This window comes from Marivirga sp., assembly GCF_051117495.1.
Classification (GTDB): Bacteria; Bacteroidota; Bacteroidia; order Cytophagales; family Cyclobacteriaceae; genus Marivirga.
In genome coordinates this window covers 25,482-44,520 of the sequence record NZ_JBNPEF010000018.1, presented here as the reverse complement: position 1 = coordinate 44,520, position 19,039 = coordinate 25,482, and the positions used below count along the sequence as shown (strand labels likewise).

Annotated in this window: 14 protein-coding genes; 8 read left to right on the top strand and 6 right to left on the bottom strand. The window is 34.3% G+C overall.

What is annotated here, in order from left to right; translation table 11 throughout:
- Positions 1-9: 9 nt before the first annotated feature.
- The gene (gene rsfS / locus ACFE0M_RS09955) at positions 10-363 is read right to left on the bottom strand and encodes a ribosome silencing factor (protein WP_434545610.1); all 354 of its coding nucleotides are present in this window, start codon (positions 361-363) and stop codon (positions 10-12) included.
- A 59-nt stretch (positions 364-422) separates the two neighbouring features.
- Between rsfS and ACFE0M_RS09950 the strand changes: the two genes are divergently transcribed.
- The gene (locus ACFE0M_RS09950) at positions 423-1,193 is read left to right on the top strand and encodes a biotin--[acetyl-CoA-carboxylase] ligase (RefSeq protein WP_434545609.1); all 771 of its coding nucleotides are present in this window, start codon (positions 423-425) and stop codon (positions 1,191-1,193) included.
- A 98-nt stretch (positions 1,194-1,291) separates the two neighbouring features.
- The gene (ahcY, locus tag ACFE0M_RS09945) at positions 1,292-2,593 is read left to right on the top strand and encodes an adenosylhomocysteinase (RefSeq protein WP_434545608.1); all 1,302 of its coding nucleotides are present in this window, start codon (positions 1,292-1,294) and stop codon (positions 2,591-2,593) included.
- 200 nt (positions 2,594-2,793) lie between these two features.
- Here the strand turns inward: ahcY and ACFE0M_RS09940 are convergent, their stop codons facing one another.
- Both ACFE0M_RS09940 and ACFE0M_RS09935 read right to left on the bottom strand, forming a co-directional pair.
- Positions 2,794-5,103: a M1 family metallopeptidase gene (locus tag ACFE0M_RS09940; RefSeq protein WP_434545607.1), complete on the bottom strand. Its 2,310-nt coding sequence runs from the start codon at positions 5,101-5,103 to the stop codon at positions 2,794-2,796.
- A 24-nt stretch (positions 5,104-5,127) separates the two neighbouring features.
- Positions 5,128-5,715, bottom strand: coding sequence for a HupE/UreJ family protein (locus ACFE0M_RS09935; RefSeq protein WP_434545606.1), 588 nt, complete (start codon positions 5,713-5,715; stop codon positions 5,128-5,130).
- An 84-nt stretch (positions 5,716-5,799) separates the two neighbouring features.
- On the opposite strand from ACFE0M_RS09935, the gene ACFE0M_RS09930 reads away from it, so the two are divergent.
- Positions 5,800-6,300: a DUF6702 family protein gene (locus ACFE0M_RS09930; protein ID WP_434545605.1), complete on the top strand. Its 501-nt coding sequence runs from the start codon at positions 5,800-5,802 to the stop codon at positions 6,298-6,300.
- Positions 6,301-6,341: 41 nt separating this feature from the next.
- On the opposite strand, the gene ACFE0M_RS09925 is transcribed toward ACFE0M_RS09930, so the two are convergent.
- From ACFE0M_RS09925 to ACFE0M_RS09915, 3 genes are read right to left on the bottom strand one after another with little or no spacing between them, the layout of a single operon-like run.
- Positions 6,342-7,220 carry a YicC/YloC family endoribonuclease gene (locus ACFE0M_RS09925; RefSeq protein WP_434545604.1) on the bottom strand — a complete coding sequence of 293 codons (879 nt, stop codon included), beginning with the start codon at positions 7,218-7,220 and terminating at the stop codon, positions 6,342-6,344.
- Between the two features lie 55 nt (positions 7,221-7,275).
- Entirely contained in the window at positions 7,276-10,533 is a 3,258-nt protein-coding gene (locus ACFE0M_RS09920; protein ID WP_434545603.1) for a hypothetical protein, read from the bottom strand.
- Between the two features lies 1 nt (position 10,534).
- The gene (locus ACFE0M_RS09915; RefSeq protein WP_434545602.1) at positions 10,535-11,593 is read right to left on the bottom strand and encodes an NAD(P)/FAD-dependent oxidoreductase; all 1,059 of its coding nucleotides are present in this window, start codon (positions 11,591-11,593) and stop codon (positions 10,535-10,537) included.
- Between the two features lie 168 nt (positions 11,594-11,761).
- On the opposite strand from ACFE0M_RS09915, the gene ACFE0M_RS09910 reads away from it, so the two are divergent.
- From ACFE0M_RS09910 to ACFE0M_RS09890, 5 genes are read left to right on the top strand one after another with little or no spacing between them, the layout of a single operon-like run.
- Positions 11,762-12,406 carry an MBL fold metallo-hydrolase gene (locus tag ACFE0M_RS09910; RefSeq protein ID WP_434545601.1) on the top strand — a complete coding sequence of 215 codons (645 nt, stop codon included), beginning with the start codon at positions 11,762-11,764 and terminating at the stop codon, positions 12,404-12,406.
- 6 nt (positions 12,407-12,412) lie between these two features.
- Positions 12,413-13,096, top strand: coding sequence for a CDP-diacylglycerol--serine O-phosphatidyltransferase (pssA, locus tag ACFE0M_RS09905; RefSeq protein ID WP_434545600.1), 684 nt, complete (start codon positions 12,413-12,415; stop codon positions 13,094-13,096).
- A gap of 40 nt (positions 13,097-13,136) precedes the next feature.
- The gene (porU, locus tag ACFE0M_RS09900) at positions 13,137-16,514 is read left to right on the top strand and encodes a type IX secretion system sortase PorU (RefSeq protein ID WP_434545599.1); all 3,378 of its coding nucleotides are present in this window, start codon (positions 13,137-13,139) and stop codon (positions 16,512-16,514) included.
- A 26-nt stretch (positions 16,515-16,540) separates the two neighbouring features.
- Entirely contained in the window at positions 16,541-17,713 is a 1,173-nt protein-coding gene (gene porV / locus ACFE0M_RS09895) for a type IX secretion system outer membrane channel protein PorV (RefSeq protein WP_434545598.1), read from the top strand.
- A 43-nt stretch (positions 17,714-17,756) separates the two neighbouring features.
- Positions 17,757-19,016: a M16 family metallopeptidase gene (locus tag ACFE0M_RS09890; RefSeq protein ID WP_434545597.1), complete on the top strand. Its 1,260-nt coding sequence runs from the start codon at positions 17,757-17,759 to the stop codon at positions 19,014-19,016.
- Positions 19,017-19,039: the final 23 nt, after the last annotated feature.

Genomic DNA, 19,039 nt, shown 5'->3' with positions numbered 1-19,039 from the left:
GATAATTTTTTAAACGCTTTCAACCTCTATTATTTTAGCATCGCCCCACAGGTTTTCAAGGTTATAATGCTCTCTTTTATCTTTTTTGAAAACGTGGGCGACTACATTCACAAAATCAATGAGAATCCATTCTCGGTTGTTTTTTCCTTCCGACTTCCAAGGTGATTCCTTTGTTTCCTTAAAGACAAATTTTTCAATAGATTCAGAAATTGAATCTGCTTGGGTATCGGATGTTGCTGAACATAATACAAAGAAATCAGCTACTGCGTTTTTTACATCCGATAAATCAATTATGGTGATGTCATGAGCTTTTCTCTCCTGCATTCCTTGCACCACTAAGTTACTTAAAGCCTCTGAATTCATTAATTATTTTTTGGTTTCAAATCAAAGATGTTTATTTGCTGTAAATTTAATAAATAATATTGCATAAAATCTTTGCCAATACCTTATTTATAGGGAAACAAGTTGTTTCTCTGCCAAGCTGTCATTCTACCAATGATTTGATGGCACAAATGTCTGCCAATAATCAACTTCACGAAGGTGCAATTATCATTACAAAACACCAAACAAAAGGGAAAGGACAAAGAGGGAATGTTTGGAATTCACCCGAAGGAGAAAATTTAACCTTTTCTGTTTTTCTTAAACCCAAATTTTTGAAACCCTCCCAACAATTTGAGCTGAATAGAATGGTTTCTTTAGCGCTTTTGGACGTTTTGAAGAAATTGGTACCTAATGCTAAATCATTTGTAAAATGGCCAAATGATCTAATTTTAAACAAGAAAAAAATAGCAGGTATTTTAATTGAAAACTCTATTGGCCAAAATGCTATTTCTGAAAGTATCATTGGAATTGGATTAAATGTAAACCAAAAAAATAATTTATTAAGCTCAGCTACTTCATTGACTTTAAATACTCAAACTAAATGGAATTTAAATAATATTTTATTAGAAATTGCCCAAAGACTTGAGCATTATTATTTGATTTTAAGAGGAGGGGATTATCGATTGATTCATGAGCTTTATGAAGCAAATTTATATCTAAAGGATAAAGTAGCTTTTTATGAAGATGGAATTGGTAAATTCAACGGAATTATTCGTAAAGTCCATCCTGATGGGCTTCTGGAAATCGAAGATGAAAGCGGGGTTCATAAACAATATCAGTTCAAAGAAGTCCGCTTACTATCAAATCATTAAGGTTTTTATCCAATAAATTCTTAGTCTCTTTATTTATTAAAACTAATGTGGTAATTTTGTGTTGCTAAAAGCAAATCATAAGAAGAAAATAAGTTAAGATGATAGATACACAGAATTACAAAGTTAAAGACATTTCCCTAGCTGCTTGGGGAAGAAAAGAGATCACGCTTGCAGAGGCTGAAATGCCTGGATTGATGGCGTTAAGAGAAGAATACGGAAAAGATCAGCCGTTAAAAGGTGCTAGAATTGCCGGATGTTTACACATGACCATCCAAACGGCTGTATTAATTGAGACTTTAGTGGCATTAGGTGCTGAAGTAACATGGAGTTCTTGTAATATATTTTCCACTCAAGATCAGGCGGCTGCGGCAATTGCTGCTGCTGGAATTCCAGTATATGCTTGGAAGGGCATGACGGAAGAAGAGTTCAACTGGTGTATTGAGCAAACGCTTTTCTTTGGAGAGGATAAAAAACCATTAAATATGATTTTGGATGATGGTGGTGACTTGACCAATATGGTTTTGGATAACTATCCTGAATTAGCTGAAGGAATCAATGGTCTTTCTGAAGAAACTACTACTGGAGTTCATAGATTATATGAGCGTATGAAAAAAGGCACTTTACCAATGCCTGCTATCAATGTGAACGATTCTGTTACTAAATCTAAATTTGATAACAAATATGGTTGTAAGGAATCATTGGTGGATGCAATCAGAAGAGCTACTGATGTAATGATGGCTGGTAAAGTAGCTGTTGTAGGTGGCTACGGAGATGTAGGAAAAGGATCAGCTGCTTCATTAAGAGGTGCAGGTGTAAGGGTTATCGTTACTGAAATTGATCCAATTTGTGCACTTCAAGCAGCAATGGATGGATTTGAAGTGAAGCCAATGAAAAAAGCAGTTCAAGAAGCGGATATCATTGTGACAGCCACTGGAAATAAAGATATCATTACTTCCGATTTATTTGAAGCCATGAAGGATAAAGCCATTGTTTGTAACATTGGTCACTTCGATAATGAGATTGACGTAGATTGGTTGCACAAAAATGCTGAGTGGGACAACATTAAGCCTCAAGTAGATTTGATCACCATGAAAAACGGAAAGCAAATCATTTTATTAGCTGAAGGTAGATTAGTGAATTTAGGTTGTGCTACTGGGCACCCATCTTTTGTGATGTCGAATTCATTTACAAATCAAGTTTTAGCACAAATTGAATTGTGGACTCGCAAAGACAATTATGAAAATGCAGTTTATATGTTGCCTAAGCACTTAGATGAAAAAGTGGCAGCATTGCATTTGGCTAAAATTGGAGTTGAATTGGATACTTTGAGCAAAGACCAAGCTGATTATATTGGTGTTGAGGTTGAAGGGCCTTTCAAACCAGAATATTACAGATATTAATTGAAAATTTTTAAAATTGGAAAGCTACTCGATGAAATTGGGTAGCTTTTTTTATTTTATAAAATTTATAGTTACCTCAACACAATTTTTACATCCTTTATAAAACCTTTTGTGACATTTCGGCTGCAATTAATCGAAACACAGTTAAAACAAAAAAGGCAGGAATTTTCCCTGCCTTTTTTAATTAATATCAATAAAGTTTACCTATTTCTGCTCATTTCATTATCTGCAGGAGATTGACCTCTTGGAGTAGAATTCCTTCTTTGATATAATTCAAATTTGTTAGGAATGTTTCTTGGTGGCCAGTAGTTGTTTTCTTCATCTACATCAGCTGTTTCTCTTTTAGGATCCACCTGAAACTGAACAATTTCTTTTTTAGAAATAATTACTTTAGTGGCAGTATTTTCTCTTTTTCTCCATATTTCTGCTGGATATTTAAAAGTTTCTTTACTTCCATCAGCATAAGTAGCTTCAATGATAATTGGCATCACTAAGCCACCTTTATTTTCATACTGAACTTCATAGAAGTTATAGCCACCATCTAATAATGCTTCTTCTTTATCGGTCAAAGAAGCTCTGAAAGTTTTATAAGCCTTTCTGTCATCACTATCAACTTCAAAAGGATCATAGCTATTATAAAAATCCTTCAATTCAGGATGTTTTTCTACTACTGTTTTAACACCTTCTTTTTTGTTTTTATCAGGAGTTACATGGTAGCTACCTTCTTCTGCTCTTTCTTTTCTGATTTTGTTTTCTACATCAGGATTTTTAGAATCCAATTTGTACCATTCCACATCTTCAATTGCAATATCCACATGATCAACTGAATAGAACCAACCTCTCCAGAACCAATCTAAATCAACTGCTGATGCATCTTCCATAGTGCGGAAAAAGTCAGTTGGTGTAGGGTGTTTGAATGCCCATCTTTCAGAGAAAGTTTTGAATGCTTTATCAAAAAGGTCTCTACCCATTACAGTTTCTCTTAAAATATTTAGAGCTGTCGCGGGTTTTCCATAAGCATTATTTCCAAACTGAATAATATTTTCTGAATTGGTCATAATTGGACGGATATTGTCTTTGTCTCCTTTCATGTAAGAAACAATATTTCCTGCCGGGCCTCTTCGGCTTGGGTAATTCGGTTCCCATTCTTGTTCTGCGACAAATTGCACAAAGCTGTTCAAGCCTTCGTCCATCCAAGTCCATTGACGCTCATCAGAGTTTACAATCATTGGGAAGAAGTTGTGCCCCACTTCATGAATAATTACCCCAATCATTCCGTATTTCGTTCTGGCAGAATAAGTACCATCTGGAGCTGGTCTTCCGTAGTTGAAGCAGATCATAGGATATTCCATACCGTTTGCAGCTTCCACTGATATGGCTACTGGATAAGGATAAGGAATAGTCATTCTAGAATAAACTTCCAATGTGTGCGCTACAACTCGTGTAGAATATTTATCCCATAATCCCCAAGCTTCTTTTGGGAAATAAGACATTGCCATAACGGTTTTGCCTTCAATATCAACGCCCATTGCATCCCAAATAAATTTACGAGAAGAACCGAATGCAAAATCACGAACATTTTCCGCATGGTAAGTCCAGGTCTTAGTGCCTGAAGCTTTGCTTTTTTCCGCTTTCTCAGCTTCTTTTTTGGTTACGATTAAAACAGGATCATCAGCAGTTTTTGATTTCTCCCATCTCTCCAATTGATCTTCAGTTAATACTTCATCTGCATTTTGTAGTTCACCTGTTGAAGCTACAATGTGATCTTCTGGAACGGTGATATTCACTTCATAATCTCCGAAAGGCAATGCAAACTCACCGCTTCCGATGAATTGTTTGTTTTGCCATCCTTCAAAATCATTGTAAACTGCCATTCTAGGGAACCATTGTGTGATGGTATAAACGGTATTATCATCATCTTCAAAGTGGTCAAATCCACCGCGTCCGCCCATTCTGGCTCTGTCGTTGATGTTGTAGTACCAATCTATTGAGAAAGAAATTTCTTCACCTGCTTTCAAAGGCTCATCTAAATCAATTCTCATCATGGTATTATTGATGGTGTAATTCATATCATTACCCTCAGCATCTACCAATTTTTGAATTTTGTGACCACCATCATAATCAGGGTATCCCATCATACGATCAATCTGTCCTTCGCTTGCTCTTTCAGGAACACTTGTTTCAGCTACATCATAAGTCATGCTGTTTTTTGCACGCATATTCTGATCCAACTGTACCCATAAATAAGTTAATTGATCTGGTGAATTGTTGGTGTAAGTGATGGTTTCAGAACCTATGATTTGATTCTTTCCTTCATCCAAGGTTACATCAATTTTGTAATCGGCTTTTTGTTGCCAATACATGTGTCCTGGTGCACCTGATGCTGTTCTATAAACATTCGGTGACCTTAGCATATAATCCAATTGCTCGAATTTGCCTTGGTTTTTGTACTCTTGAGCAGTTGCTGCAAAAGTAAAAAGTGCCATAAAGGCGGTAAATATTCTTTTCATATTGATTTTAATTTATTGTACTACTTACCAAAATTTTGTTTCCATCATAATTGTTACGGCTATACCCGCTATGGCGCTGGAAACAATCAGCACCCAATCTCTTCTTTTCATACCAAAAAGGTCAATAAAGATAAAAGATAAAACTAAGAACACCAGCACTATGATGATTTGCCCTATTTCTAATCCTATGTTAAAGGCCAATAACTCCATTACAATCGAACTGTTTTTGCCTAAAATGGCTTTAAGATAATTGCTAAATCCTAATCCATGAATCAAACCAAAAAGCAAAGCAAAAATATAATTCAATTGCATCTTTCCAGTACTTTTTAAATCCCTTTCTTTTTTGAAAAGGTTTGCAAAAGCAGTAATAAAGATTGTAACAGGAATCAAAAATTCAATCAACTCTGGTTTAATCACTACATAATTTAATGTAGATAATGCCAAAGTAATGGAATGACCGATTGTGAAAGCGGTGATTAAAATTAAAACCTTTTTCCAGTCGCGCATTAAATAAATGGCTGCTAATGCTAAAACGAATAAAATGTGATCGTATCCGTTAATGTCCAGTATGTGATCAAGTCCTTCTAAAAAGTAGGCTTTAAATGTTGACATAATCTTTTCAGTAAAAATCTAGTTTTATGGTAACAAAACATAATAATACCATAATTTTGCAAAACAGACACTAGACTTTCAAAAATGTTATACAGTAATTTTATTATCGGTTTTTTCTTGATGCTTAGCGGAATGCTGCATCCATTTTATGTGTCCATCACAGATTTGGTTTATAAAGAAGATACAAAGTCAGTTCAAATAATGCACAAAGTCTTTGTAGATGATTTTGAGCAAACTTTGAATAAGCATTATAATGTCAATCTTGATATTTTAGCAATGGAAAGCACGGCTGAAATTGATGAGATGGTAAAAGACTATTTTTCAAAAAGATTTGCAGTTTCAATAGATGGAAAGGAGCAAGATATCACTTATATCGGTAGTGAATTGGAGGAAAATGTCCTTTGGGTCTATCAGGAGATTTATAAAGTGAGAAAACCAAAAAAATTCAGAATCACTAATACGGTATTGTTTGATGAATTTGATACACAATCTAACCTTGTACACACTGATTTAGGTGGGGAAATTAAAACTTTAAGATTAACAGAAGGGGATGGAACTCAGGAAGTGGTATTCGATTATTACTAATAAAATAAAAAAGGCTTGGTATATATTGCCAAGCCCTTCTTTTACAATACATTCAAACTCTGCTCCTTAATTTTCTCCAACTCTTCTTTCATTTGAATAACCTGCTCCTGTAAATCAGAATCATTGGCTTTGGAGCCTAAAGTATTGATTTCCCTGCCGATTTCCTGACTGATAAAGCCAAGCTTTTTACCGTGAGATTCAGCTTTGCTTTTAAGCGTGTCTAAGAAATATTTTAAATGGATGGATAAGCGTTCTACTTCTTCGTTTACATCTAGCTTTTCAGAATAGTAGATTAATTCCTGCTCCAATCTTTCCTGATCGTAATCTACAGAAAGGGTTAATTCTTTAATATTGTTTTGTAGTCGAGCTCGGATTTTCTCCATTCTCTTAGGTTCAATTTCCTTTGCTTTCTCCAATTTTTCGGAAATGGTATTGATATAGCCTGCTAAAACATCACTAACTGTTTTTCCTTCTGCATCTCTAAACTCATTGCATTTTTCCAAAGCATTTTTCAACGTGTCAATTATCAGCAGTTGATCTGCCTCAGTAAGCTGATCATCCTCATATTTTATGATTTCAGGTGCTTCCAGTGACATTTTCATGATATCATGAAATTTCCTTCCGTTCAATTCTTCCAATTCTGAAAGCTTTTCCAGATAAGCCGCAAAAAGTTCTTGATCAATATTGGGCAAAGCCAATTGCTTATTTTTTTTGGAAATATTAATGGAAACGGAAGCCTTTCCCCTAATGAGCATTTGGGTTATTAAATTTCGAACCTCAATTTCTTTTGAATTCAAAACTTTAGGAAGCTTTAGTGATAAGTCTAAAAATTTAGAATTGAGGGTTTTAATTTCTACCTCAACTGTAATGTTATCGTTTTGTGCTTCAGCAATGCCAAAGCCAGTCATTGATTTAATCATGGAGTAAATTTAATAGGATTCCAGTTCTTAATTGTAAAGAATAGGTAGGATTTTATTAAAAATCGTAACCAATGCTAAGACTCAATTTTGGATCTTGAACTATATAATCTTCAATTGGATAAGCATAGTCAAGCCTCAAATAATAGCCCAATAAAGTGGTACGAAGACCTAAACCAAGAGAAGAAAGCCAAGGGTTTTTATAATTTCTAATGACGGCCTTAAAATTATCAGTTTCAATATTTTGACGGTTAATGCTATTGTCTTGATCCCAAGGACTTCCTCCCAGCCAGGCAGTCCCAATGTCATAAAAGCCGATTAATTGAAAATTTCTGGCAAAATTCGATGACATAGAATTATTGCTCAACACCCTGAATAATGGGAATCTTAATTCATTGCTTAGAAGGATTACGTTTTTGCCACTGAATTCATTGAGTTGGAAACCTCGTAAACCGGTTACAAATTCATGAAATAAAATATTCGAATTATAAATAGGGCTTTCTGTGGAGGTTAGGGCAAGTGGATTTTCTTCTGGTGTGATTTCGGCACCAGGTGCAGGTTGGTTCACCCTTCTAAATACCCAGTTTTCTACTCCGCCCAACATATAGTAGGGTGAATTTTGGCCAAAAAAGCCGCCAGCGTAAAGTCTGCTTGCAAAAGTTATTTCCCTGAAAATTTTCTGATAATTTCTTACGTCAATATATAACTTACTGAATGATTCGCCTGCATTAAAGCCACCTGTGTAGTTTTCAAAGGCAATTTTTCCTCTTAAACCTTGCCTCATGTTTAACCCTAAAGGTTCTGAATTATCATATATATACTCGATTTTTCCTCCAAATAGCAAGTCATTTTGCAATGGGTCTTTTTCCAGGTTATTTTGTTGGGTCAAGACATTGAAACTACTCTCTATGAATTGTTGGTAAACAATATGAGGTTTTACACTAATTCGACTGTTATTTGAAAAAGGAAAGGCTCCACCGGCACTAAAACTATTAAGAGCATAAGTTTGATCTGTAAATCTATCATCTAATTTAGTAGCATAAACTTCTCTTTCAAACCTGACACTATAGTCAACTAATCTTTCTAAATACTGATATTCACCAAATATGGAACCACTTTTGAAATCTTGTAAAGAGACATCAAATCCTCCATAGAATTTATTGTTTTCCCTTAAATCATTCATCTGATATCTGGAATACATGGTAAGCCCAATTAGCGGGTCTATATTCCAAGAGGCAGTTATGTTATTTGTAGTGAATGTTGGTTCATAATCAAAAGGCCCCATCATGCTGGCTGTATTTCTAAGCTTGCTTAAATTTTTCAATAAAGAACTTTCTTTCTTTTCTTGTTCGAATTGTTGTTCTTCAAAATCGAAGTTATCGGCATCCAATTTGGTGGTTGATTCATCCGATTGGTTTAATTTTTTTTGAAGACTTGAAAGAGATGAATCTTGCTTGAAATCGGGCTTATTGTTAATTTCCAATTCGTTGCTTCTGGCTTGAATTTTATTTTGTTTAGGAACTTCACTGTTGAGTTTTCTGCTTAGTTCAACTTGCTTACGAAGCGTAGATGGTAAAAATTTTGCTTCATTTCCTGAAAAATCATTTCTGAAGAAAAATCTCTGATCTCCATTTTGGTCTAATACTACTGAAAAATAATTAAAATCAGGTCGTATATCGAAATTTAGAATTCCAGTGCCAAAGGCAGTAATTTGTTTAGAAGTTCCCTTTTGTGTGTCGTATTTGTATAAATTATTAATCCCCGATTTATCACTTACATAATAAATAGCGGTGCTATCTGGAATCACAACTTTCGAGTTTTGCCCAAAGTCTTTTGTTATTTGATCTAATTTATTCGGCTCATCGATATCCAATTCAAATAAATTGAAATTCTTAACCAAGTCTTCATAGGTATTTTCAGTTGAGATACTATCGGACCCTCTGTTTGATGAGAATATAATACGTTTAGTATCGGGTATAAAAGCCGGATGTAGGTCGTCAAATAGATCGTTGGTTAATCTTCTAATATTAGGCCTTCCTGTACTTATCAAGTATAAGTCTGACTGGGTATTTATATTGGCGCTTACCACTGCGGTTTTACCATTGGGATAAATATCGACTTGGTTGACTTGATCAAATCTTCTTAAATCTCTTTTTTGAAATTTGTTGGTGTAAGGATTATATAAATATAAATAATTCACCCCTCTTTCATAGCTTACGAATCCTAAAGTAGTGCTGTCACCCCAATCCATAGCGGGTGCAAAAGTATCTTCAAATTCTTCTAGCCTTCTTTGGCCCCCTCTAAAGATTGTTTTCTCATTTCCTGTATTTATTTCCCTTAATTTGATTTTAAATCTTCCACGGTTATTGATTGAATAAGCCAAATAATCACCATTAGGACTGATTTTGGAACTATAATCTAAATTCCCTTTCCACGGTTTTGAAATTTGGTTTTTCTTGGAAGGTTTTTCTGTTTCCATGTCCGAAAAATTATTGACATAGAAATATCTATATTCATTTAGAAATGCTTTAAAAGGTATTCCCAATGTGTTAGTAATACTTTTTTCCTCATTTCGGATAATCCTTGTTAAATTTAAAATGTTGGAGATATTAATTCGCCCATATTTTTCTGATATAAAATTCCATAAAGATTGTCCGGCAAGTTCTGCTTCTTTACCTTCTAATTTATCTATATGTTTGGCGCTATTGTCAACCATGAAATTTCTTACAAAATCGTCCATTTCTGCATTCCACCCATAGGCGATATAGGCGGCAATTCCACTTATAAACCAATCAGGAACTGTAAATAATGAATTTGATTGAAAAACTTCAGAGACCAACCCACCGCCAAATAACATGTCTTTTACATAAAGCTTTGAAACCTTATAGATTAGTTCTTCTTTAAATTCTTGATAGGATCCGGAAAAAGCTAATTCTATATGTGTTTTCAAGAAGTTAGTTTGTCCGCTTATGTCAAATTGGGCCTCGTTAAGACCAACATTGCTTTGGTTGTAATCTAAATTGCTATTAAATAAAAAGATTTTGGTCTTGCTGTAAGGAGCATAGCCCATTATATCGGTTATGCGCAAAAAATCCTCTTCAATATTTTCTGCTAATTGCTTAGCTAATTTTTGACCACCGTAGTAATAGTAAATATCGAAATGAGGTGTACTATAATATTTCCATTCAAAATATCGGTATTGAATTCTACTCTTGCCAAAAGTTTCTTCACTGTTTTGCGCAAATAAAAGATTTGGCGTCAACATAAATGTGAAGCCTAAAACAAATAAAGCGCATTTTAAAAAATTCCTATTCATACTAACTTGAATATAATGGATAATAACGATTTATGTTTACTTCATCGTTCAATTTTTTTAAATTAATTATTGACTCAACGAATTCATTAGCAAAAAAAGGTGCTAAAGAAACGCCTTTAGTTCCTAAACCATTGAAAATAAATACGTTCTTCAATTCAGGATGGTTTCCAATTAATGGTCGCCTATCTTTGGATGCAGGTCTAATCCCCGCTACTTGCTCTAAAACCTCATATTTTATGTTCAATAGATCATCCAATTTATCTGTTAATTGCTTTCTTGCTTTTTCAGTTGGTTCATAATCAAGGTTGTTCCATTCGTAAGTAGCGCCTACTCTGTAGTAATCATGTTTTGGGCTTTTAACTAAAAAAACACCTCTGTTGAAGATCACTTCATTAGGTAATGGCTTTTCGGTTTTAATATGAAGGATTTCACCCTTAACTGGGGCAGTTGGCAGCCAATCAAAAAATGGATTTTTACTCAAAGGACCATCACAAAAAATGATGCTCTTGCTTTGGATATCATTATACAATATTCTGTCTTCCTTTATATCTAATTTTTCAAAATCTAGTCTTTCATTTCTAAATTGTTTATCGGATATAAGTTTAGACCTATGGCATTCGAGCATTTCCTTTACATCCAAAAAACCGCTTCTGTTCAATAAAATGCCACCGAATTCATCATTGATGTATTCAGGAAAGTGGGAAACAGTATATGTTGCATTAATGAAATGATCACTTCTATTTGTTTTGGCCATCCAATCATTTTGATCTTCCAATGATAGAAACGGTCTGTAAATAGCTTTTTTATGAAGGAATTTACCTTGTGTTGATTTTTCTAAACCACTATAGAATTCCTCTAAATATGGAAATAGCTCAGTGGCCTTCCATGTTTGTTTCATTTTTCTGCCTGTTACAGGATTATATAAGCCCGCTGCCACTTTAGAACTAGCGTTTGGATTTTCATCTGAAAAAACTAAAAATGATTTACTGTATTTTTTAAGATGTTCCACGACAGCTACCGAAGCCAATCCGTGACCCACAATAATATAATCAATTTGCATATATTTTTAAGAATCAATTTTTACAGTTATACAATAAGGTTTTTAAGGGCGTTTAAGTTTAAATTACTTCCGCTTTTTATTTATCCTTTGCTTTAAGATTCCATTTAGTAATTCTTATTTTAGGCTATCAGTTTTAATTTCAACAAATTTGCACCAAACTTTAAGGAAATGATAAACATCAAGCAATTTGTTTTTAATCCATTTATGGAAAACACCTACGTGGTTTATGATGATAATAAAAATGCGGCCATTATTGATCCGGGATGTTATGAAGGTTACGAGCAAGATGAGCTGGTGAATTTCATAAAATCGGAGGTTTTATATGTGCGACAATTAATAAATACCCACTGTCATATTGATCACGTATTGGGAAATGCTTTTGTGAAAGATAAATTCGGGGTGGAGTTATACATGCACGAAAAGGATTTACCAATTTTGGAGGCGGTTCCAAGTTATGCTGCTTCTTATGGTTTTGCAAATTATCAACCTACGCAACCTGACCATTTTTTGAAAGAAGGGGATACTCATAATATTGGAGATATTGAATTCGAAGTATTGTTTTTGCCCGGGCATGCACCAGGTCATATCGGTTTCATGAATGAAGCCGAAAAAGTTTTTATAGGTGGGGACGTTTTATTTGATGGTAGTATAGGAAGAACAGACCTTCCAGGGGGCGACCACGATACGCTGATTAGCAGTATTCAAAATAAACTTTTTAAATATCATGATGACGTAAAAGTTTATTGTGGTCATGGACCTGAAACTACTTTGGGGAAAGAAAAAGCTAGTAATCCTTTCTGTGCCATCAAATAGATTGTTATGATAAAAAAGAATATTCCTAATACAATCACAGCGGCCAACCTATTTACGGGGGCAGTGGGAGTGTATTTTGCTAGTCAATTTCAATTCGAATGGGTAGCCTTCTGCATAGTCTTAGCCGCCATATTTGATTTTTTGGATGGTATGTTGGCCAGATTGTTAAAAGTTCATTCTGAAATTGGAAAACAATTGGATTCTTTAGCTGACATGGTGACTTTTGGTTTTTTACCGTCATATGTACTTTTCCAATTTTTACAAATGAATGATGCGGGGATTCTAAGCTTCACCGCTTTTTTAATTGCCGTTTTTTCTGCGCTCAGATTGGCAAAATTCAATATAGATACACGCCAATCAGAGGAATTTATTGGACTTCCTACCCCAGCCAATGCATTGCTTCTTGGCTTTTTAGTTTTTCTAAAAGATTATGAAAAACTGGGATTTCTATTTGAAACGCCCTCATTGCTAATTATAGCCGTTGTTTTCTCCTTATTACTGGTAGCCGAAATACCAATGATTGCACTAAAGTTCAAAAACTTCAATATTCGGGAAAATATTTTTAGATATCTCACGATTATTATGGCAGTAGTTTTAATAAGTATTTTTCAATTTTCTGCCATACCTGTCGTTATCCTGCTTTATATTTTATTATCGGTGATTAAGTTTACATTCTTCAAAAGAAATTAATTTTATGTAAAAGCTGTTAGTTCAGTGATTTAATAAAATAATGAAGTATTTTCTAAGTATTATATTGACCATCAATTCTTTTCACTTTCTAAATAGCCAGTCTATTTTAGAAAAGGAAGGTATTATAAAAGTGGCAACTGTAAATGAAGGGGTACATAAAATTGATTTGGCCTTTATTGAATCCATAGGTTTAAATCCAAATGAGTTAAACCCAAATAATATTCAGGTTTATGGAATGCCTGGTGGTCATATCCCTCAATCAAATGCTGTGGACTATCCTATTGATCCCCAGCCTATACCAGTAAAAATTGAAGCAAACAGCAATAACATTTTTGAAAATGGAGAGCTCATCTATTTCTATGCTGATGCAGTTCAAAATATTAATTATAATTTTGAAGAAGAAGCTTATCAATACAGCAATAATTTATATAGTGATTCTTTATACTATTTCATTGATTTAAACGCAAATAATATAAAAACCATTGAGTCCAAATCATCTATCGATGCTCCTTCAGATAAGATTATAGATTGGTACGATGCAGTTTATTTCCATGAAATAGATGAAACCAATATTTTACGCTCTGGCAGGCAATGGTTTGGTGAATCCTTTAATGTTAATCGCTCTCAAAATTTTTCATTTAATTTATCAAATGAATTAGCACAATCCAAAGAGCTTACATTAACTACTCAATATATGGTCCAAACTTACGACCCTGCTAATTTAAATATTTCGATTAATGATTTTGATTTGGCTTCTGTGGAAATGCCCCAAGTGTCTGACTTCACGGTTTTCCCCTATCGGCAAAAAGGAGAAATCGTAAACAACTATTCTACAATAGTGAGCTCACTTTTATCGGGCAATGAACTTTCAGTTGGCATTTCTCATGAGGCTTTGGGAACTGGAAGATCGGAAGGTTATTTGGATTATCTTTTTTTAACAGTGCCGGAAAAATTAAAGATTGGTGATGCGCAGATTGTGATTAGGAATAAGGACTTTCAGCAGCTTGGAAATTATGAATTGAATATTGAAGGACTTAATACAAATCATTCAGTTTGGGATGTAACGGATTTGATGAATTATAAAGAATTAAGTTTTCAAAATCAAAAGTATGTGTTTACTCAGACAGAGGAACTTCAGGAAAGAAAATTTGTGGTTTTTGATCAATCAACAGCTCATGATCTATCTTTTATAGAAGAATTAAGTAGTCAAAATATTAAAACAGCAAATAGTCCCGATTACCTCATAATCACTTATGATGGTTTTATAGAAGAAGCTAATAAGTTGGCAAATTTTAGAAGAAGTCATAATGCCTATTCGGTGGAGGTAGCAAAAGTCAGTCAAATATTTAATGAATTTGGGTCGGGCAGGGGAGATGTTTCCGCCATTCGGAACTATATCAAATATTTTTATGATAAAAACCCTGATAAATTGAAATATGTATTGATGCTGGGTGCTTCTTCTTACGATTACAAAGATAGGGTTGCCAATAACACCAATTTGGTTCCTGTATATGAATCCAGAAATTCGCTTCATCCTGTTTTCACTTATGCATCTGATGACTTTTATGGCTTTATGGATGAAAATGAAGGCTTTTGGGAGGAGGAATTCGATAATATAGATGATATCGATATTGGTATTGGGAGAATTCCTGCCAAAACAACAAAGGAAGCTTCCGATGCTATCAATAAAGTTATTCATTATGAGAGTAGCCCACAAGTATTTCAAAAATGGAGAAATGATTTATACTTTATTGCAGATGATGAGGATGGCAATATATTTCATAGGGATTCAGAAATACTGAGTGAATATGTAATAGATAATTTTGGATTTTATAATATTAACAAGCTTTATTTAGGCGCTTTCGAACAAGAGGTTTTTGCAAGCACGCAGCGCTCGCCCAAAATGCGGGAAGCTATTAATGAAATGGTGGAAAAAGGCGCTTTAATAGTGAATTACATCGGACACGGATCTGAAAATAGCTGGACCAATGAGTCAATTCTTTCTAAAAATATGGTAGATGATTGGAATAATTTAGATCGCTTACCCTTGTTTGTCACTGCCACTTGTGAATATGGTAGATTCGATAATCCAAACATAGTGTCTGGTGCACAGGAAATGTTGCTTAAAGCAGATGGCGGTGCAATAGCTTTGTTAACTACTTCTCGACCTGTGGAATCCAGTTCGAATGCTACACTCAATCGCTCCTTTTTCGAAAATGTATTTAAAGAGGAAGGTGGAGAACCCAAGAAATTGGGGGATATCATCAAGAATACGAAGAATTCTGGCATTGTAGGGGTTAAAAATAGAAATTTTATTTTGCTGGGAGATCCGGCAGTTACATTGGCCGAACCTAAAAATAATTTAAGAATTGAAGAGGTGGTAAATGAAAATGGAAGTACAGATACACTTAATAGTATGTCAAAAATTTCAGTTAGTGGAATTGTTGAAAATTCTGCAGGGCAAAAGCTTAATGGTTATATTGGGGAATTGACAGCCGAATTTTACGACAAACCTCAAGAAAGCAGTACCATTGACCCATCAGAAAACGAATTCAATTTTCTTGCATTTGACCAAGTGATATATAGGGGGAAATCTACCATCCAAAATGGTGATTTCAGTTTTACTTTTTATGTTCCTAAAGAAATAAACTATCAAATTGATAAAGGGAAATTTAGTCTTTATGCCAAACCGGATGAGGGGCTTGAAGATGCAAGTGGTTTTAATGACGATTATTTTATTGGCGGAAGTAGTTCTATGGCAAATCAAGATAATATTGGCCCTGATATCAATATTTATCTGAATGACAGAGAATTTGTGAGTGGTGATAAAACTGGTAGTAATGTAGAATTAATTATTGATTTATTTGATGAACATGGGATTAGCATCTCCAATAGCAATGTAAATCCGGGAATAAGTTTTAATTTGGAAGGGGAGGAGAATATCAATCTTAACGACTTTTTTTATTATAATCGTGATTCTTACCAAGAGGGAAGTTTGAATTATAATGTATCAGGTTTATCAAAAGGGAAACATTTTATATCGGTTACTGCTATGGATGTATTTAATAATAAATCAAAGGCAACTGTTGAGTTCGAGGTGATAGGCAATGACCAGTTATCGATTTTGGATTTTACCATATTCCCCAATCCGGCATCGGAAAATGTGAATTTTAAGTTAAGACAAAACAGAAAAAACAAAGAGATGGAGGTGAAATACCAAATTCTCAATAATCAGGGTCAAAATGTTTATTCCTATAGCTATAATACCAAAGAAGATTTTAGACAGGACGTTTGGGATTTGAAAGGCGAAAATGGAAGAAATCTTTCACCCGGGATATATTTTGTCAGGGTTTTTATACGTTCTATAGAAGATAATGCAAAAACTGACCAATTTAAAAAGCTAATTGTAATCAATTAAGTATATTTGAAGTAAATCAAGAAAAAATGCGAGTAGCAAGTTTAATATTTTTCACCATTACAACATTCATTTCTAGTGTTGCCATAGGGCAAATCACAGGACCTCCTACAACGGTTTCAGGCCAAGATGCCGAAAGAAATGTTATTACCACAGCCATGCCTTTTTTATTAATTTCACCCGATTCCCGCTCTGCCGGTATGGGGGATGTTGGAGTGGCCTTATCTGCGGATGCCAATGCCATGCAATGGAATGCCGCACGATTGGCTTTTGTAGAAAATGAGATTGGAGCTTCTATTTCATATTCTCCATGGTTGATGAGTATAGGTGTAACAGATATGTCCATTTCTTACCTAAGTGGGTATTACAGGATTGATAAAGAACAGGTGGTAGGTATCTCCATGAAATATTTTGATTTGGGGAATATATTTTTCACTGATGATGGAAGTACAGGTACGGATTTCTCTCCAAAAGATTTTTCTATTGCTGCTGCATATTCCAGAAAACTTAGTGATAATCTAAGCGCATCATTAACAGGTAAATTTGCTAGGTCCAATTTATTTGGAAATTACACTAATAATAATCAATCCAACCCTAGTCCGGCTACTGCTTTAGGAGTTGATTTAGGTTTGTTATATACTAAGGATTTATTATTTAACGGCAAGGATTCTGAATTTTCTTCTGGTTTACAGATTGCCAATATCGCCAATAAGGTGTCTTACAGCGGAGATGATAACGAGCAATTTTTGCCCATTAATCTTAAAGTCGGTTCGGCATTTACCACAGAGCTAGATCCATACAATAAACTGACTATCGCACTGGATTTTAATAAATTGATGGTGCCAACACCTAATGCAGGTGATACTATTCCTGCAACCTTGCTAGAAGGTATGTTCGGCTCCTTTAGTGACGCGCCCGGTGGTTTTCAAGAGGAATTAAGGGAAATTACTGTTTCATCAGGAATTGAATACTGGTATAATAATGTTTTTGCAGTGCGTACCGGTTATTTTTATGAACATACAACTAAAGGTGGTAGAAAATATTTCACAGCCGGATTGGGCTTCAGATATCAAGTACTTGGATTAGATTTTTCTTATTTAATCCCTACTCAACAAAACAATCCGTTGGCTGAAACACTTAGGTTTACAGCTGTTTTTAAATTTGAAAGTTTAGGAATGGCTAAAGCTTCTGTAGCTGAATAGTTACCAATATTAATTCTAGTTTTAAAATTTTCAATTAAGTTATATGCTCGACAGACAAATAGCTCCTGATTCCTTTATGTTAAAAGAGTTATCCTTGACAAAACCAAAAATAAAGGATTTGTCCAATGAGTTATCTGTTCACATCTTAGAGGATGACACCAATCCTGTTTTAAAAATTGATATTCTTTTTCCTGCGGGAAAGATCAATGACAAAAAGCCAGGTCAATCATTGATTTGTGCAAAATTAATGGTGGAAGGTACTAAAAGTTATCCTGGGAGTGAATTACAGGAGCTTTTGGATCATTATGGCGCGCATTTAGATGTTTCGGTTGATTTTGATTATACCACTATAACTTTATTATGTTTAAAAGAGCATATTACTCCTCTTTTACCAGTATTAAAAAGTGCGGTAACAGAACCATTGTTTGATTTGGGTGATTTTGAAAAAATAAAATTACAGCAACTTCAAAAGATTAGGGTAAACAATCAAAAAAATGCATTGATTGCTACTAAGAATCTTCGAAAGAATCTTTTAAATGGCACTCCTTATGCAAATACCTTGGAAGAAGAATATTTGAATGATATTAATAAGGATGATATTGAACAATACTATAATCAATATTTTACCTTAAAACCTAACATTATTGTTGCAGGTGATTTTGATCATGATATATTGAATTTCCTAGAAGAGCATTTGGGAATGTTGGAATTTTCAAATGACACGGCTCAATATACTGGTAAATTATCTCCTTTATTAGACGATAATCTTATTAAAAGGGAAGGGTCAGTTCAAGCTTCCGTAAGAATGGGCGCTATTTCCATCCCACGTAATCATCCGGATTATTTTGATTTAAATATTGCCAATGAAATATTAGGTGGATATTTTGGTTCCCGACTCATGAGAAACATCAGGGAAGACAAGGGATACACTTATGGTATTTATTCTGTTTTAATTAATTATAAACATTTGGATTACCACATTATAGGAGCAGATGTGAAAATTGACCATGTTGAAGATACCGTAAAGGAGGTATATAAGGAAATGGAAGCGCTTAAAACGAAGCTTGTTCCTGAGGAGGAGATTGAGACCATCAAGAATTATATGTTGGGCAAAATAGCCAGCAGTTTGGATACTGTATTCCACCAATCAGAAAATTATAAGGTAAAGCTTTCCGAAGGTGCTGATTACATTGATTATTTTGATAATTATGTAAATAAAATCAGAAATATTACCGCGGAAAGAATATTGGAAATCAGTAAGAAATACTTTTCTGAAAAGTATTGTGTGGTAAAAGTTGCCTAAGCATTTTATCATGAAAAATAATT

What these genes read in the sequence shown, in the direction of transcription:
- ACFE0M_RS09935 (WP_434545606.1), bottom strand. Translation starts at nt 5,715, where the DNA reads ATGTCAACATTTAAAGCCTACTTTTTAGAAGGACTTGATCACATACTG.
- ACFE0M_RS09925 (WP_434545604.1), bottom strand. Translation starts at nt 7,220, where the DNA reads ATGATTAAATCAATGACTGGCTTTGGCATTGCTGAAGCACAAAACGAT.
- pssA (WP_434545600.1), top strand. Translation starts at nt 12,413, where the DNA reads ATGATAAAAAAGAATATTCCTAATACAATCACAGCGGCCAACCTATTT.
- porU (WP_434545599.1), top strand. Translation starts at nt 13,137, where the DNA reads ATGAAGTATTTTCTAAGTATTATATTGACCATCAATTCTTTTCACTTT.
- porV (WP_434545598.1), top strand. Translation starts at nt 16,541, where the DNA reads ATGCGAGTAGCAAGTTTAATATTTTTCACCATTACAACATTCATTTCT.
- ACFE0M_RS09940 (WP_434545607.1), bottom strand. Translation starts at nt 5,103, where the DNA reads ATGAAAAGAATATTTACCGCCTTTATGGCACTTTTTACTTTTGCAGCA.
- ACFE0M_RS09915 (WP_434545602.1), bottom strand. Translation starts at nt 11,593, where the DNA reads ATGCAAATTGATTATATTATTGTGGGTCACGGATTGGCTTCGGTAGCT.
- rsfS (WP_434545610.1), bottom strand. Translation starts at nt 363, where the DNA reads ATGAATTCAGAGGCTTTAAGTAACTTAGTGGTGCAAGGAATGCAGGAG.
- ACFE0M_RS09930 (WP_434545605.1), top strand. Translation starts at nt 5,800, where the DNA reads ATGTTATACAGTAATTTTATTATCGGTTTTTTCTTGATGCTTAGCGGA.
- ACFE0M_RS09890 (WP_434545597.1), top strand. Translation starts at nt 17,757, where the DNA reads ATGCTCGACAGACAAATAGCTCCTGATTCCTTTATGTTAAAAGAGTTA.
- ACFE0M_RS09910 (WP_434545601.1), top strand. Translation starts at nt 11,762, where the DNA reads ATGATAAACATCAAGCAATTTGTTTTTAATCCATTTATGGAAAACACC.
- ahcY (WP_434545608.1), top strand. Translation starts at nt 1,292, where the DNA reads ATGATAGATACACAGAATTACAAAGTTAAAGACATTTCCCTAGCTGCT.
- ACFE0M_RS09920 (WP_434545603.1), bottom strand. Translation starts at nt 10,533, where the DNA reads ATGAATAGGAATTTTTTAAAATGCGCTTTATTTGTTTTAGGCTTCACA.